Here is a 14,143-nt window from a genome sequence, read left to right as displayed (position 1 = left end):
CGAAAGATTACCATATTTTTCTGACGGAGGGAGCATGGCAACGCGCATTGAATTCCAGAAACATGGCGGACCAGAGGTGCTTAAAGCGGTGGAGTTTACCCCCGGCGCGCCTGGCGAAAATGAAGTCCAGGTTGAAAACAAAGCTATCGGTATTAACTACATCGATACCTACATTCGCGGCGGTCTCTATCCGCCACCGTCCATGCCGAGCGGGCTGGGAACCGAGGCGGCGGGCGTGGTCATCGGCGTCGGCAGCGCCGTTAAGCATCTTAAAGAGGGCGATCGCGTGGTGTACGCCCAGTCGGCGCTCGGCGCGTACAGCTCTGTCCACAACGTTCCGGCGGATAAAGCCGCCCTGCTGCCGAATGCGATCTCCTTTGAACAGGCCGCGGCCTCATTCCTGAAAGGGCTGACGGTCTATTACCTGCTGCGCAAAACCTACGAAATCAAACCGGACGAGCAGTTCCTGTTCCACGCCGCCGCCGGGGGCGTAGGGTTAATCGCCTGTCAGTGGGCGAAGGCGTTAGGTGCGAAGCTGATTGGCACCGTAGGCAGTGCGCAAAAAGCCCAGCGCGCAAAAGAGGCGGGCGCGTGGCAGATCATTAACTATCGTGAAGAGAGCCTCGTCGAGCGTTTAAAAGAGATCACCGGCGGCAAAAAAGTGCGCGTGGTGTATGACTCGGTAGGCAAAGACACCTGGGAATCGTCGCTGGACTGCCTGCAGCGCCGCGGCCTGATGGTCAGCTTCGGTAACTCCTCCGGGGCCGTAACTGGCGTAAACCTTGGGATTTTGAACCAGAAAGGGTCGCTGTACGTGACGCGTCCTTCCCTGCAGGGCTACATCACCAACCGGGAGGAGCTGGAGGAAGCCAGCAACGAACTGTTCTCGCTGATCGCCAGCGGCGTGATTAAGGTGGATGTGGCAGAAGCGCAGAAATATCCGCTGGCCGATGCGCAGCGTGCGCACGAGGTGCTGGAGAGTCGGGCGACACAGGGGTCGAGTCTGCTTATTCCCTGATCCCTGAAAAGAAATTGGGCTTCCCGTGGGAAGCCCTTTCTTTTTTTAGTTCGGCTGTATGTAGGGTACAGCTCGATGAATTCTGTAGCGGCAGCCATAGTGACAGATTCGATAAGTAAATCCTATTCTGTTCTAAGCCCCGCCGCCGGAAAAGTTGCAGGTATGTGACGAACCCCTCAATACCTTAGTAACGGAACCGGTTATTACGCTGATAAGTGGGGAGTTTTGGCGATTTAATGGCCCGTATAGCCCACACGACGGCAACCGCCAGCAGCAGCCACGGCAGCAGCTTGATCGTCAGGGCAAACAACCCGCCGATAAACATCACCACCGTTGCGACGACCAGCGCCGCGAGAATGCCGAGTAACGAGACGCCCGTCACCATCAGCATGACAAAAAAGCCAATCACAAAAAGTAGTTCCAGCATGGTGCTCTCCCACGAGTTCCCGAATAATGCGTTAACCATTACAAGAAACGTGCCAACACTAACCCGTTGTTCTGAAAGCAAAACGCCCCGCAGGATTTTGCGAGGCGTAGTGAATTTGACTATCTTTTAGCGAAATTTATCGCTTATCGGCAACCAGACGCAGGGCGCGCTCAAGCACGTCAATATCGGCCCCCGCTTTGTGCGCATTTTCACTGAGATAGCGTCGCCACTGGCGCGCCCCCGGAATCCCCTGGAACAGGCCGAGCATGTGACGCGTAATGTGGCCGAGCCAGGTTCCGCTGCTCAGCTCGCGTTCAATGTAAGGGTACATTGCGCGTACGACGGATACGGGGTCAGTATCAGCACCCTCGACGCCAAAAATTTCGCGATCGACCGTCGCCAGGATGCCAGGGTTTTGATACGCCTCGCGACCAACCATCACGCCGTCCATATGGGCCAGATGCGTTTTGGCCTCTTCAAGCGATTTTATGCCGCCGTTAATCGACATCGTCAGATGCGGGAAGTCACGCTTCAACTGGTATACGCGCGGGTAGTCCAGCGGGGGAATTTCACGGTTCTCTTTCGGGCTAAGGCCGGAGAGCCAGGCTTTACGGGCGTGGATGATGAACATCTCGCACTCTCCTTTGCCTGAGACCGTGTCGATGAAATCGCACAGGAATTCGTAGCTGTCCTGGTCGTCGATGCCGATACGCGTTTTCACCGTAACCGGAATCGAAACCACGTCGCGCATGGCTTTGATGCTGTCGGCCACCAGCTGTGCGTTCCCCATCAGGCATGCGCCAAACATACCGTTTTGCACGCGATCGGACGGGCAGCCAACGTTGAGGTTGATCTCGTCGTAACCGCGCGCTTCGGCAAGCTTCGCGCACTGCGCCAGCGCCGCCGGATCGCTCCCGCCCAGCTGCAGCGCAACCGGATGCTCTTCATCGCTGTAGGCCAGATAGTCCCCTTTCCCGTGGATAATCGCCCCGGTGGTCACCATTTCGGTGTACAGCAGCGTATGGCGGGAGAGCTGGCGCAGGAAGTAGCGGCAGTGTCTGTCCGTCCAGTCGAGCATCGGCGCTATGGAGAAACGGTGAGCGGGGAAAGCGGTCTGTAATTCTGACGACATGGCGAAGTTTTAAGCATCTGGTGGAAAAGGGGCGCTACTATAACACAGGCTCAAAAAGGATACGATTCGGCTTGATGTGATATCAAATAGTGATATCATTTATTTTAACCTGGCGGGGAAGAAAACTACATGGAAGCTATCAAAAATGAAAACACTGAACGCCCGCCACCAAAAAACATTGCAGCTCATTTTTTCGTTACCGACACCCAGCTCGCTTGAATGGCGAAAAATCGAAGCGCTTTTTGTCGCGCTGGGCGCAAAAGTTTCTGAAGGGAATGGTTCAAGGGTCAGGTTTGAAATTAATGAGGTTGTGGCTTCGTTTCATCGCCCCCATCCGGATAAAGAAGCGAAGGTTTATCAGGTTCGCGACGCGATGGCGTTTCTCATCGCCGTAGGAGTATCACCATGATTAACACCATGACTTATAAAGGTTATGCCGCAAAAATCGACTATAGTGATGAAGATCTTTGCTTCGTGGGGCATGTAGCGGGCATAAGAGATGTTATCGGTTTTCATGCGGATAATGTCGCGGCTCTGCGCAAGGCATTTGAAGAAGCAGTGGATGACTATCTGGCTTATTGTGCGGAACAAGGCCGGGAGCCTCTGCGCCCGGCAAGCGGAAAAATCAGTTTGCGCATCTCTCCGGAAGTTCATTCTGCCATAAGCATCGCGGCTGAAGTTTCAGGTAAAAGCGTAAACCAATGGATAAGCGATACCCTTACTAAAGCAGCACACGGATAAGCAAAGGGCACCCTTGATAGTGCCCTGAAGAGTTAGAACGTCATGCTGAGCTGCGCGCCTGCGCCCCAGGTTTCATCTTCCCCATACAGTCCCATCAGGTCTACGTGGACCGTGTTGAACGGCGCAAAGCCCAGACCGCCGGTAAAGACATTGCTGTCGTTACCCTTCACGTCGGCACGGTAACCCGCACGCACCGCCAGCCAGCTCAGCGGCGTGACTTCAGCACCTACGCCGACGTACTGAGAGGTATCTTCACTCTTAAAGCCTTTGGTTTCGGTCAAGTCACCGTCGGCGGTCAGCGTCACCAGATCGTTATGCCAGGCAGCACCGGCGGTGACCAGCGGGCGGATCTGATAGGTATCTTTGTAGCTCACCACTTCATCCGTGCGGCCATTGCGGATGCGAACATCTTTGGTGTCGATATCGCGCGACATCAGGTTCTGCCCGCTCACGCCCACCGTCCAGTGTTCACCGAAATCGGCGGCAATACCTGCATCAACGTTAAAACCGGTGTCGTCCGTACGGTAGCGGCTATCATTCCACTTGTTGCTGTCGTAATCGTAAATCGATGTGGTGTAGTTATAGACCCAGGTTTTCTGCAGTTTTGGCGTCACGCCCACGGAGACCGGTACGCCGCCCAGGTCGAACTGACGGGCAACGGCGATACCGTAGTCGGAGACAATCGCCGCGCGGCCAGAGGCCGTGGAGTTGAGGTTTTTGGTGATTTGATCAGTACCGTTCAGCGCAGCATCCAGCGCCACGCCTGCAGCCACCGCATCACTTCGTTGGATCCCGCGCAGGTAATCAATATCCTGCTGATCGATAGAGGAGCTGACGCGCCCGTGGGCATAACCTTTGGCCATAAACGCCACGGAGAGCACGTCGTTAGGAATGCTGACGGCAATCCCTGCACCGGCTGAAGCGCGGGCGGTTTTGCCTTTAAGGTAATCCAGCTCGTCAGCGAGATCTTTCGCCGCGCCCTGGAACTGATTAATTGAGCCTAACGGATTGGTAATGATGTCGATGGGGGTGAGATTATCAATAACATCCTGATAGCGATTGATCTTATCGTTGATGTTATCAATTTCGTCCTGAAGGTTGTCTTTATCCGTAATTTGCGCACCAACGGACGGTAATATTACCGTAACATCGTCCTCGGGTTTTGCCTTTGCTAATAACGCCGGGTTGATTAACGCCCCGCTGCCATAGCTCCCCGCCGCGACGCCCGTTCCACCCATTGCGTCGCTTCTCGCCTCCGCCCAGGTATTGGCTGCTCCCGCCTGATTTGCCATAAACAGGGAGACAGCGATGCTAACCACCGAAAATTTAAAATGTTTTTTCACAGTATGCTCGTCTTATAGTCTGTTATGAAATAACTCCCGTCTGTTATCACCCAAACAGGAACGAACTATTGCTGTGAATAAGAACGAAAAGACCCGCTATTTCTTTCCCTAAATAAAATTCCGTGAGGGCCTGTTGTTATGTGTGACGGCCCTCAATATTTATAGAAGAGGAAATTATTTTCGCCCAACTTTTCCATCGTGCGGGCCAAAAAACTGCGGAGGATGGTCAACCCAGCGGTCTTCACGCGTGGCGGCATACACCGGGTTGAGCGGATAGTAGATGCGGTTGTGCTTTTTATTGGCCTCTCCCACCACCAGTAACCGTACCTCCTCCTCGGTATTGTTGATAAAGGTATGGCAAACGCCGGTTCCGGCAGGAAAACCCACGCTGTCGCCCGGTTCCAGCTTCCACAGATAACCGTTGATCCAGGCTTCCGGGTAGCCTTCCAGCACGTAGACAAACTCCTCTTCATCGCTTTCCGCATGCGGATAAGAGGTGCGTCGGCCCGGCGGTAAACGCTCATGATGAATACCCATGCGGCTCAGCCCAAGCCTGCGGGCCAGCGGTGCGCCGATGGAAAACAGTTCGTTGCTGTCGGGATAGGTTGCGTCGTCCGGGCCTTCAACGTCGCGCCAGTGTCGAATGCAGTCAGGTCTTTTCATGGTTAATGTCCGCTGTTGCAATGCGACAGGTATAGCACAGCCTGGGGAAACTCGGTGTTTTTAACAGAACATGATAAAGTGAGGGTTTTCCGCCCTATTACACCCGAGGTGCTTCATGGATAAGTCCACAACAGAGCTGTTAGTGCAGGCTGAAAAGCTGTGCGCGCAACGCAATGTGCGCCTGACTCCGCAGCGCCTTGAGGTACTGCGTCTGATGAGCCTGCAACAAGGTGCCATCAGCGCGTACGATCTGCTTGACCTGCTGCGTGAAAGCGAACCGCAGGCAAAACCGCCCACCGTCTATCGCGCGCTGGATTTTCTGCTTGAGCAGGGCTTTGTGCATAAGGTGGAATCGACCAACAGCTACGTGCTGTGTCACCTGTTCGATCAGCCCACCCATACGTCCGCAATGTTTATCTGCGATCGCTGTGGCGCGGTGAAAGAAGAAGGTGCGGAAGGGGTTGAAGACATCATGCATACGCTGGCGGCCAAAATGGGCTTCGCGCTGCGCCATAACGTCATTGAAGCACACGGGTTATGCTCAGTCTGCGTTGAAGTGGAATCCTGCAGCCATCAGGACGCATGTCAGCATGACCACTCCATCCTGGTGAAGAAAAAACCCCGCTAGCGGCAAAAGAAAAGGCGGCTCATGGCCGCCCTCAGGGGTACTTCCGTGTTCGCACGGGTGGTAATCAATTACCAGCGATAGTCGTTACGGGTTTCCCAGTCTTTGACTTCGGTTTCCGCCTGATCTTTCTCGTAACCGTAACGCTCCTGGATTTTACCTACCAACTGGTCACGTTTACCTTCGATAACGGTCATGTCGTCATCGGTGAGTTTACCCCACTGTTCTTTCGCTTTACCTTTGAATTGCTTCCAGTTGCCGCCGATTTCGTCTTTATTCATAATCGTGTCCTCGTATTAAGCGTAAATTCGTATCGTCCGGTACGTGCATTTCTGCTGGACGTGATAATTATTATAGTCAGGGATTCGGCAGCCCGATTTATATTCAGAATCTTTAACCGTCACGATATATCAGAACGGGCAGGAAACCAGGTGTTGTTTCGCCAGTGACGGTGCCAGATAAAGGCCAGCGAGAGGCCCCGCAGGGAGAGGAATACCGCGAGCGCCAGCCACAAACCATGGTTACCCAGGTACGGCAGCGTAAAGAGCGTCAGACCAAAACCGGCCGCCGCAACTGCCATGCTGTTGCGCATTTCCGCGCCTCGCGTCGCACCAATAAACATACCGTCCAGCAGATAACACCAGACCCCCACCACCGGCAGGATCACCTGCCAGATGAGGTAATGGCTGGCCAGTTCACGCAGCGCCGGGAGTGAGGTGAGCAGCGCAATGATATGCCCACCGAAACAGGCGTAGATCAGCGCAAACGCCAGCGCGACCATTCCCGACTGACGACATGCCGCCCGCCATACTTCGCGAAGCTGGCCGCTTTCACGTGCACCGTATGCCTGCCCGGAATGGGCTTCAACCGCATAGGCAAAACCATCCAGCGCGTAGGCGGTAAAGGTCAGGAGCGTCATTAACACCGCATTGACGGCAACTATTTCTGGCCCAAGGCGCGCCCCGAAGACCGTCAGCGCACCGAAGCAGAGCTGTAACAGCAGCGAGCGCAGCATGATATCCCGATTGAGCGCCAGCAGCTTACGCATATTGCCCCGCCAGGCGGTTTTGAGCAGCGCAACCGAGATCCCGCGCATCGCCAGAACGCGCCAGACCATCCACAAGCCAATCAAAAATGTCCCGTACTCGGCGATTGCGGTTGCCAGCGCCGCCCCCCGCACGTTCATATGCAGGCCCATGACCAGCCAGAGATCGAGCACAATGTTGAGCAGGTTACCGACCACCAGCAGGATCACCGGCGCGCGGGCGTACTGCACGCCCAGCAGCCAGCCAAGCAGAACCAGGTTTGCCAGCGAAGCGGGCGCACTCAGCCAGCGGATTTCGAGGAAACGCCGCGCCTGCTCCAGCACTGCTTCGCTGCCGCCCACGATATGCAGCGCCAGGTCTATCAGCGGCGTGCGCAGCAAAACGATCAGCGCGCCTGCACCGAGCGCCAGGAGTAAAGGTTGAACCAGCGCACGCGCCAGCCGCAGCGGATCTTTCGCGCCGTAGGCCTGGGCCGTTAGCCCTGTGGTGCTCATACGTAAAAAGAGCAGCAGCATAAAGAGGAAGCTGGTTGCCGTGGCACCAATCGCCACGCCGCCCAGATAGACGGGGGAATCCAGATGACCAATAACCGCCGTGTCCACCAGGCCGAGCAGAGGAACGGTAATATTGGAAAAAATCATCGGCAGCGCGAGACGCCAGAGTGCCTTATCAGAAGCAGTCAGCAGTGACATGGGAGAATACCGGGGACGATAAAACGAGACGGGCCACGGAGAAACCGCAGCCCGTCAGGAAGAGATTACAGCCATTCGCCGTTGCGGATAACGCCAACGGCCAGCCCTTCAATGGAGAAGTTGTGTTCGCGCAGGTCTACCACAATAGGCGTAAATTCGTTGTTTTCCGGCAGCAGCTGCACGGTATTGCCTTGTTTCTTCAGGCGCTTAACGGTCACTTCATCATCGATACGCGCAACCACAACCTGACCGTTGCGTACGTCCTGCGTTTTGTGAACCGCCAGCAGATCGCCATCGAGAATACCGATGTCTTTCATCGACATCCCGCTGACGCGCAGCAGGAAATCAGCGCTCGGCTTAAACATACCGGGGTCCACCTGATAGTGGCTTTCGATATGCTGCTGTGCCAGCAGCGGTTCACCCGCCGCAACACGGCCAATCAGCGGAATACCCGTCTCTTCTTCAACAAGCAGACGAATACCGCGTGATGCGCCAGAAACAATCTCAATGACGCCTTTACGCGCCAGCGCTTTGAGGTGTTCCTCAGCCGCGTTTGGAGAGCGGAAACCCAGACGCTGCGCGATTTCTGCACGCGTGGGTGGCATACCCGTCTGGCCGATATGATCCCGAATGAGATCAAACACCTCTTGCTGCCTGGTCGTTAACGCTTTCATTCCGCCCCCTGGGTGTATATACAGTTATGCTGTGAGTATATACAGTCAAAGGCGATTTTGGAACCAAAAACTGCACAAAAAACCAGGGACTTAATTATTCCTCGAGGCTCATCGGAAATGTGACCAAAGCAGCGTGACCCAGGTGATGGCTGCGATGATAATCGCCAGCAGCACGGCAGCCGATCCCATATCTTTAGCGCGACCCGAAAGCTCATGAAATTCTGAACCAATTCGGTCTACCACTGCCTCAATAGCGCTATTGATAATTTCCACTATCATCACCAGAAGTACGGAACCAATGAGGAGTACGCGGGTTATGGCATCAACATCAAGGAAACACGCGATGATAACCGCGACAATCGCGGCAACCGCTTCCTGGCGGAAAGCAGCTTCATTGATCCATGCGGCGCGGAAACCTTTCCATGAATAGCCTGCAGCTTTGATGATTCGGGTTAACCCAGTGGTATTATTGGCCATTAAAAGAACCTTATAGTGGAAATAGCGTCAGTAACTATACACAAAATCATTCATGCTGCCTCAGGCGAGCCTGAAGGATGCAGTGTATATAGCCGCAGCGCGTTTTGCTGCAGCCTGAAGTATGACGGGTAACAACAGAAATCTTGCGCGCTTTCTGTTATCCTTGCGCCGCAATTGCATTATTAACCAGAGGCTTTACATCGTTTATGTCCGGCTGGCCACGAATTTACTACAAGTTACTTAATTTACCATTAAGCGTCCTGGTAAAAAGTAAGTCTATCCCAGCAGAACCCGCGCTGGAATTAGGGCTCGATACGTCGCGCCCTATTATGTACGTTTTGCCTTATAACTCGAAGGCTGACCTACTGACGCTTCGCGCCCAGTGTCTGGCGCATGACCTTCCCGACCCGCTAGAACCGCTGGAAGTTGATGGCACATTGCTGCCACGCTATGTGTTTATCCACGGCGGGCCGCGCGTGTTCACCTATTACACGCCGAAAGAAGAGTCCATCAAGCTGTTCCATGACTATCTCGACCTGCACCGCAGCAATCCAGGCCTGGATGTGCAGATGGTGCCGGTCTCCGTGATGTTTGGTCGTCGTCCGGGCCGCGAAAAAGGCGAGGAGAACCCGCCGCTGCGCATGCTCAACGGCATCCAGAAATTCTTCGCCGTCTCCTGGCTGGGGCGCGACAGCTTTGTCCGTTTCTCCCCTTCCGTTTCGTTGCGCCGCATGGCAGACGAACACGGCACCGACAAAATCATTGCGCAAAAACTGGCGCGCGTGGCGCGTATGCACTTTGCGCGTCAGCGTCTGGCCGCGGTTGGCCCGCGTCTCCCGGCGCGTCAGGATCTGTTCAACAAGCTTCTGGCGTCAAAAGCCATTGCTCGCGCCGTCGAAGACGAAGCGCGCAGCAAGAAAATCTCGCATGAGAAAGCCCAGCAAAACGCCATTGCGCTGATGGAAGAGATCGCCGCGAACTTCTCTTACGAGATGATCCGGCTTTCTGACCGTATTCTCAGCTTCACGTGGAACCGCCTCTATCAGGGGATTAACGTCCACAACGCCGAGCGCGTGCGCCAGCTGGCACACGACGGACACGAGATTGTTTATGTGCCCTGCCACCGCAGCCACATGGACTACCTGCTGCTTTCCTACGTGCTTTATCATCAGGGCCTGGTGCCGCCGCACATCGCGGCCGGTATTAATCTGAACTTCTGGCCAGCAGGGCCGATCTTCCGCCGTCTGGGTGCGTTCTTTATTCGCCGTACCTTTAAGGGCAACAAGCTTTACTCCACCGTATTCCGTGAATATCTGGGCGAGTTGTTCAGCCGCGGTTATTCCGTTGAGTACTTTGTCGAAGGCGGACGCTCCCGAACCGGTCGCCTGCTCGATCCGAAGACCGGCACGCTGTCGATGACCATTCAGGCGATGCTGCGTGGCGGCACGCGTCCGATTACGCTGGTGCCTATCTACATCGGCTATGAGCACGTCATGGAAGTGGGCACCTACGCAAAAGAGCTGCGCGGTGCGACCAAAGAGAAAGAGAGCCTGCCGCAGATGCTGCGTGGGCTGAGCAAGCTGCGCAACCTCGGTCAGGGCTACGTGAACTTCGGCGAGCCAATGCCGCTGATGACCTACCTTAACCACCACGTTCCGGAGTGGCGCGAATCTATCGACCCCATCGAAGCGGTACGCCCGGCCTGGCTGACGCCAACGGTAAACGGCATCGCCTCGGAGTTGATGGTGCGCATTAACAACGCAGGTGCGGCGAACGCCATGAACCTGTGCTGTACGGCGCTTCTGGCCTCGCGCCAGCGTTCACTGACCCGTGAACAGCTGACCGAGCAGCTCGATTGCTACCTCGACATTATGCGTAATGTTCCGTACTCCACCGACTCTACCGTGCCTTCTGCCACCGCCAGCGAGCTTATCGACCATGCGCTGCAGATGAACAAGTTTGAAGTCGAAAAAGATACGATCGGCGATATCATCATTCTGCCGCGCGAGCAGGCCGTGCTGATGACCTACTATCGCAACAACATCACGCATATGCTGATGCTGCCGTCGCTGATGGCTGCCATCATTACCCAGCATCGTCGTATTTCTCGCCAGGAGCTGCTGCGCCATATTGCGGCCATCTACCCGATGCTGAAAGCGGAGCTGTTCCTGCGCTGGAGCAAAGATGAGCTGGCGGCAGAGCTGGATAAATTGACGGAAGAGATGCGTCGTCAGGGGCTGGTGACCGTCACCGAGGACGAGCTGAACATCAACCCATCACGTTCCCGGACGCTGCAACTGCTGGCGGCAGGCGCGCGTGAGACGCTTCAGCGCTACGCCATTACCTTCTGGCTGCTGAGCGCGAACCCGTCCATCAACCGCGGTACGCTGGAAAAAGAGAGCCGGACGCTGGCCCAGCGCCTGTCCGTTCTGCACGGCATTAACGCGCCGGAATTCTTCGACAAGGCCGTGTTCAGCTCTCTGGTGCTGACGCTGCGTGATGAAGGGTTTATCAGCGACACGGGCGATGCCGAGCCGGAAGAGACGATGAAGATCTACCAGATGCTGGCAGACCTGATTACCTCGGACGTGCGTTTAACGATCGAGAGTGCGACGCAGGGCGAATGATGCTAAAGCCGGGTGGCGCTAACGCTTACCCGGCCTACATGTTCCGCTAAATCGTAGGCCGGGTAAGGCGAAGCCGTCACCCGGCTTTTTTATGACCAGTAACTCATCGCCAGCCCGATAAACAGCACCAGGCCAACGTAGTTATTGTTTAAAAACGCCTTAAAGCAGGCTTCACGTTCACGCTTCGCAATCAGCTTTTGCTGGTACGCAAACAGCAGTCCGGCCACCAGCACGGACCAGTAAAACTCCCAGTTCAGCCCGTTCAGGCGACCAATGGCGACCATCAGGGCCACAACCGCGACCTGCATAATGCCGATGATCAGCTTGTCATGACGGCCAAACAGGATCGCCGTTGATTTGATGCCAATCTTAAGGTCATCGTCACGGTCGACCATCGCATATTGCGTATCGTACGCCACGGCCCAGAGAATATTGGCCAGGAACATGAGCCAGCAGCTGAGCGGTACGGATTCGCTCACCGCCGCAAACGCCATCGGGATCGACCAGCCAAACGCCGCGCCCAGCACCACCTGCGGAAGATGGGTATAGCGCTTCATAAACGGGTAGACCCACGCCAGTGCCAGCGCGGCCACGGAGAGCAGGATCGTCATGGTGTTCAGGGTTAACACCAGCAGGAAGGAGAGCGCAATCAGCACCACGAACAGCGTGCGGGCCTCTTTCTCGGTAACCTGACCACTCGGCAGCGGGCGGTTGGCCGTACGCTTAACGTGGCCGTCAAATTTTCTGTCGGCATAATCGTTGACCACGCAGCCTGCGGCGCGCATCAGCCAGACACCTGCCACAAACACCGCCAGGATCCACAGCGGCGGTAAGCCCGGGGTGGCTACCCACAGCGCCCATAACGTTGGCCACAGCAGCAGCAACGCGCCAATGGGCTTATCGGTACGCATCAAGCGGTGATAGGCCAGCAGCTTGTCCTGCGTCAGACTCCACTCCATTTTTTTCTTCCTCTTAGTACAACGGCGATGCGGGTAGAAACAGCTCCGTCAGTATTAACGGTTTACCACTCAGGCGAAGACGGGAACGGCGTCCCCACAGATCGGCATCGCGACCAATCTCAATAAAATCTCGGGTTAACTCGGACGAAGTAAAAAGATAGCGCCCCAGCGGCGTTTTTCCCAGTCGCTGCAGTGCAAGCTCTGGCCCGGAAAGCGTCGATTCAGGCACTACCGTCCGCCCGGCAAGCCACGGCTCGCCGTCGGCACACAGTAAAATTTCACGTAACCAGTAGCGTTCTTCACGCGGCAGCAGCGGCAGTTCATCGGCAATCTCATCAGTTGAGACAAACCCTTCCTGAATCAGCGTCACCGTGACCGTTTTTCCCTGTTGTTCAAAACGTTTTGTCATGGAATCTTCCAGCAGCAGCCAGTCAAGCTGCGCCGGGTCAAGCGCGGGTATGTGGTCTAAATAGCGCAGCGCACGCAGGTGCATAAGCGCAGGGTGTGACATGCCAGACTCTCCGATACATAACGTTATCGCATTGTATCGCAGAAAAGCAGATTGAGGGCGGCCAAACGATATTTAGCGATCACTATCGCAACAATGGCGCAACAGCACGGGCGGTACGAAAAAAAGTGCGCCCACTCAGGCGCACTAAAACGAACAAATCAGCACTGTGGGGAGACGGTCACCCCTTGCCTTTTACACTGCTGATAAAGGTGGAACGGGCAGTGGTCGACCCTAAACGCTCGGCTTCATCAAGCAGTTTCAGCGCTTTGTCGACGTCGCCGTTTTTCACCGCCTGCTTAATGGCGTTGTTGAAATAGGTTTCGGTATCGTTCAGTACTGGCTCAGCTTTTTTCGCCGGTGCCGGCGCTGGCGCAGCGGCCGCTGGTGCTGCCGCGACAGGCGCTGCGTATACCGGCGCCGCGGTGTTACCTACCGTCACCGGACCTGGTCCAGACGAGCCGAACAATGGGCCAACGAGCACGCTGGACGCGCTGTTCGTAGACACTTTCAGTTTGACCAGGCCATCGGTGGTGTGGCGGGCAAGCGGGTCCGGAATATCAGGAACCGCGTTTCCGGTACCTTTTGCATAGGCTTTTGCCGGGTCAACCAGCTTCGTGGTTTGCTGGAGATCGTTGTCGGTGGTAAAGACCAGCACGTAAATTTTTTGCTGCCCCAGCGCTGGCGTCAGGCGCATAACCCCTTCCAGGCGGTCCGCGCTCATTACGCCCGGTTCCTGATAGTTAAAGTAATTGCTTGGGAAGAACGCTGACGGCGTCATGTTTTGGTCGAGGATCAGCACGTTAGGGGCAAAAACGCTGGTCTGCTTGTTCACTTCGCTGGTCAGCGTCAGGGTTAATTCACCGATGTTGGCCGGCACGCTAAACGCGGCAACCGGGCCGCTGATGCCCGGCACGTTCAGTGACTGACCGCCAGCGGAAAGCTGTGTGGTTTGTACTTTCGATTGATCAACCGGCGTCCACACCAGCTGCTGAAGTGCCGCCGCCGGGATCGCTGGCGCAGCACTGGTATTCTGAGGAACGAAATTGACATCTGCAAAGGTGATGGCTGGCGCACTAGCCAGCAGGCCCGCAGAGAGGCACAGCGCGACGAGACTTTTCTTCATTTTCATTGTTATTACCTCTGATAGCGTGAACGCTGCGGTGGCCAGGCAATAGCGCGCAGCGCCCTAAGGAGAGAGGGGCTTGCGC

Annotated in this window: 16 protein-coding genes and 1 pseudogene; 5 read left to right on the top strand and 12 right to left on the bottom strand. The window is 55.7% G+C overall.

Annotated features, from left to right (window positions below):
- Window positions 1–34 precede the first annotated feature (34 nt).
- Complete coding sequence (locus FFS28_RS17435) at window positions 35–1,018, top strand: quinone oxidoreductase (RefSeq protein ID WP_137903558.1); 984 nt, start codon at window positions 35–37, stop codon at window positions 1,016–1,018.
- 184 nt (window positions 1,019–1,202) lie between these two features.
- On the opposite strand, the gene pspG is transcribed toward FFS28_RS17435, so the two are convergent.
- Window positions 1,203–1,445, bottom strand: coding sequence for an envelope stress response protein PspG (pspG, locus tag FFS28_RS17430; protein WP_042321165.1), 243 nt, complete (start codon window positions 1,443–1,445; stop codon window positions 1,203–1,205).
- Between the two features lie 136 nt (window positions 1,446–1,581).
- On the bottom strand, window positions 1,582–2,577 hold the full coding sequence (gene dusA / locus FFS28_RS17425; RefSeq protein WP_137903557.1) for a tRNA dihydrouridine(20/20a) synthase DusA: 996 nt from the start codon (window positions 2,575–2,577) through the stop codon (window positions 1,582–1,584).
- A 145-nt stretch (window positions 2,578–2,722) separates the two neighbouring features.
- Between dusA and FFS28_RS17420 the strand changes: the two genes are divergently transcribed.
- Together FFS28_RS17420 and FFS28_RS17415 are read left to right on the top strand one after the other, a co-directional pair.
- Window positions 2,723–2,986, top strand: a complete 264-nt coding sequence (locus FFS28_RS17420) for a type II toxin-antitoxin system HicA family toxin (RefSeq protein WP_088209301.1) — start codon at window positions 2,723–2,725, stop codon at window positions 2,984–2,986.
- On the top strand, window positions 2,983–3,318 hold the full coding sequence (locus tag FFS28_RS17415; protein WP_199559832.1) for a type II toxin-antitoxin system HicB family antitoxin: 336 nt from the start codon (window positions 2,983–2,985) through the stop codon (window positions 3,316–3,318). Before FFS28_RS17420 ends, FFS28_RS17415 begins: the two co-directional genes overlap by 4 nt.
- 32 nt (window positions 3,319–3,350) lie before the next feature.
- Here the strand turns inward: FFS28_RS17415 and FFS28_RS17410 are convergent, their stop codons facing one another.
- Window positions 3,351–4,610 (bottom strand): conjugal transfer protein TraF, encoded by a 1,260-nt coding sequence (locus tag FFS28_RS17410; RefSeq protein WP_502704971.1) that lies wholly within the window; start codon window positions 4,608–4,610, stop codon window positions 3,351–3,353.
- 225 nt (window positions 4,611–4,835) lie between these two features.
- A complete protein-coding gene (locus FFS28_RS17405; protein WP_006177479.1) occupies window positions 4,836–5,324 on the bottom strand; it encodes a cupin domain-containing protein in 489 nt (162 codons plus the stop codon).
- A 115-nt stretch (window positions 5,325–5,439) separates the two neighbouring features.
- Between FFS28_RS17405 and zur the strand changes: the two genes are divergently transcribed.
- Window positions 5,440–5,952 carry a zinc uptake transcriptional repressor Zur gene (gene zur / locus FFS28_RS17400; protein ID WP_058610089.1) on the top strand — a complete coding sequence of 171 codons (513 nt, stop codon included), beginning with the start codon at window positions 5,440–5,442 and terminating at the stop codon, window positions 5,950–5,952.
- A gap of 68 nt (window positions 5,953–6,020) precedes the next feature.
- On the opposite strand, the gene FFS28_RS17395 is transcribed toward zur, so the two are convergent.
- The 5 genes and pseudogenes from FFS28_RS17395 to FFS28_RS17380 form a co-directional block, all read right to left on the bottom strand.
- Window positions 6,021–6,230: a CsbD family protein gene (locus FFS28_RS17395; protein WP_042321172.1), complete on the bottom strand. Its 210-nt coding sequence runs from the start codon at window positions 6,228–6,230 to the stop codon at window positions 6,021–6,023.
- A 48-nt stretch (window positions 6,231–6,278) separates the two neighbouring features.
- Window positions 6,279–6,353 (bottom strand): annotated as a pseudogene (locus FFS28_RS21840) (hypothetical protein); the annotation flags it as partial.
- Window positions 6,350–7,687, bottom strand: coding sequence for an MATE family efflux transporter DinF (gene dinF, locus FFS28_RS17390; protein WP_137903555.1), 1,338 nt, complete (start codon window positions 7,685–7,687; stop codon window positions 6,350–6,352). The gene dinF and the pseudogene FFS28_RS21840, both read right to left, overlap by 4 nt.
- Window positions 7,688–7,752: 65 nt before the next feature.
- Window positions 7,753–8,361, bottom strand: a complete 609-nt coding sequence (gene lexA, locus FFS28_RS17385) for a transcriptional repressor LexA (protein WP_006177483.1) — start codon at window positions 8,359–8,361, stop codon at window positions 7,753–7,755.
- Between the two features lie 108 nt (window positions 8,362–8,469).
- Window positions 8,470–8,838, bottom strand: a complete 369-nt coding sequence (locus FFS28_RS17380; RefSeq protein ID WP_006177484.1) for a diacylglycerol kinase — start codon at window positions 8,836–8,838, stop codon at window positions 8,470–8,472.
- A gap of 206 nt (window positions 8,839–9,044) precedes the next feature.
- Between FFS28_RS17380 and plsB the strand changes: the two genes are divergently transcribed.
- On the top strand, window positions 9,045–11,465 hold the full coding sequence (gene plsB / locus FFS28_RS17375; protein ID WP_042321176.1) for a glycerol-3-phosphate 1-O-acyltransferase PlsB: 2,421 nt from the start codon (window positions 9,045–9,047) through the stop codon (window positions 11,463–11,465).
- A gap of 89 nt (window positions 11,466–11,554) precedes the next feature.
- On the opposite strand, the gene ubiA is transcribed toward plsB, so the two are convergent.
- The 3 genes from ubiA to malM form a co-directional block, all read right to left on the bottom strand.
- The gene (ubiA, locus tag FFS28_RS17370) at window positions 11,555–12,424 is read right to left on the bottom strand and encodes a 4-hydroxybenzoate octaprenyltransferase (RefSeq protein ID WP_006177486.1); all 870 of its coding nucleotides are present in this window, start codon (window positions 12,422–12,424) and stop codon (window positions 11,555–11,557) included.
- A 13-nt stretch (window positions 12,425–12,437) separates the two neighbouring features.
- Window positions 12,438–12,935, bottom strand: a complete 498-nt coding sequence (gene ubiC, locus FFS28_RS17365; protein WP_088209296.1) for a chorismate lyase — start codon at window positions 12,933–12,935, stop codon at window positions 12,438–12,440.
- A gap of 178 nt (window positions 12,936–13,113) precedes the next feature.
- Entirely contained in the window at window positions 13,114–14,064 is a 951-nt protein-coding gene (gene malM, locus FFS28_RS17360) for a maltose operon protein MalM (RefSeq protein ID WP_102891690.1), read from the bottom strand.
- Window positions 14,065–14,143 lie beyond the last annotated feature (79 nt).

This window comes from Enterobacter sp. 2VL (assembly GCF_005503595.1).
GTDB lineage: Bacteria > Pseudomonadota > Gammaproteobacteria > Enterobacterales > Enterobacteriaceae > Enterobacter > Enterobacter cancerogenus.
This window is presented reverse-complemented; position numbering and strand designations above follow the sequence as displayed.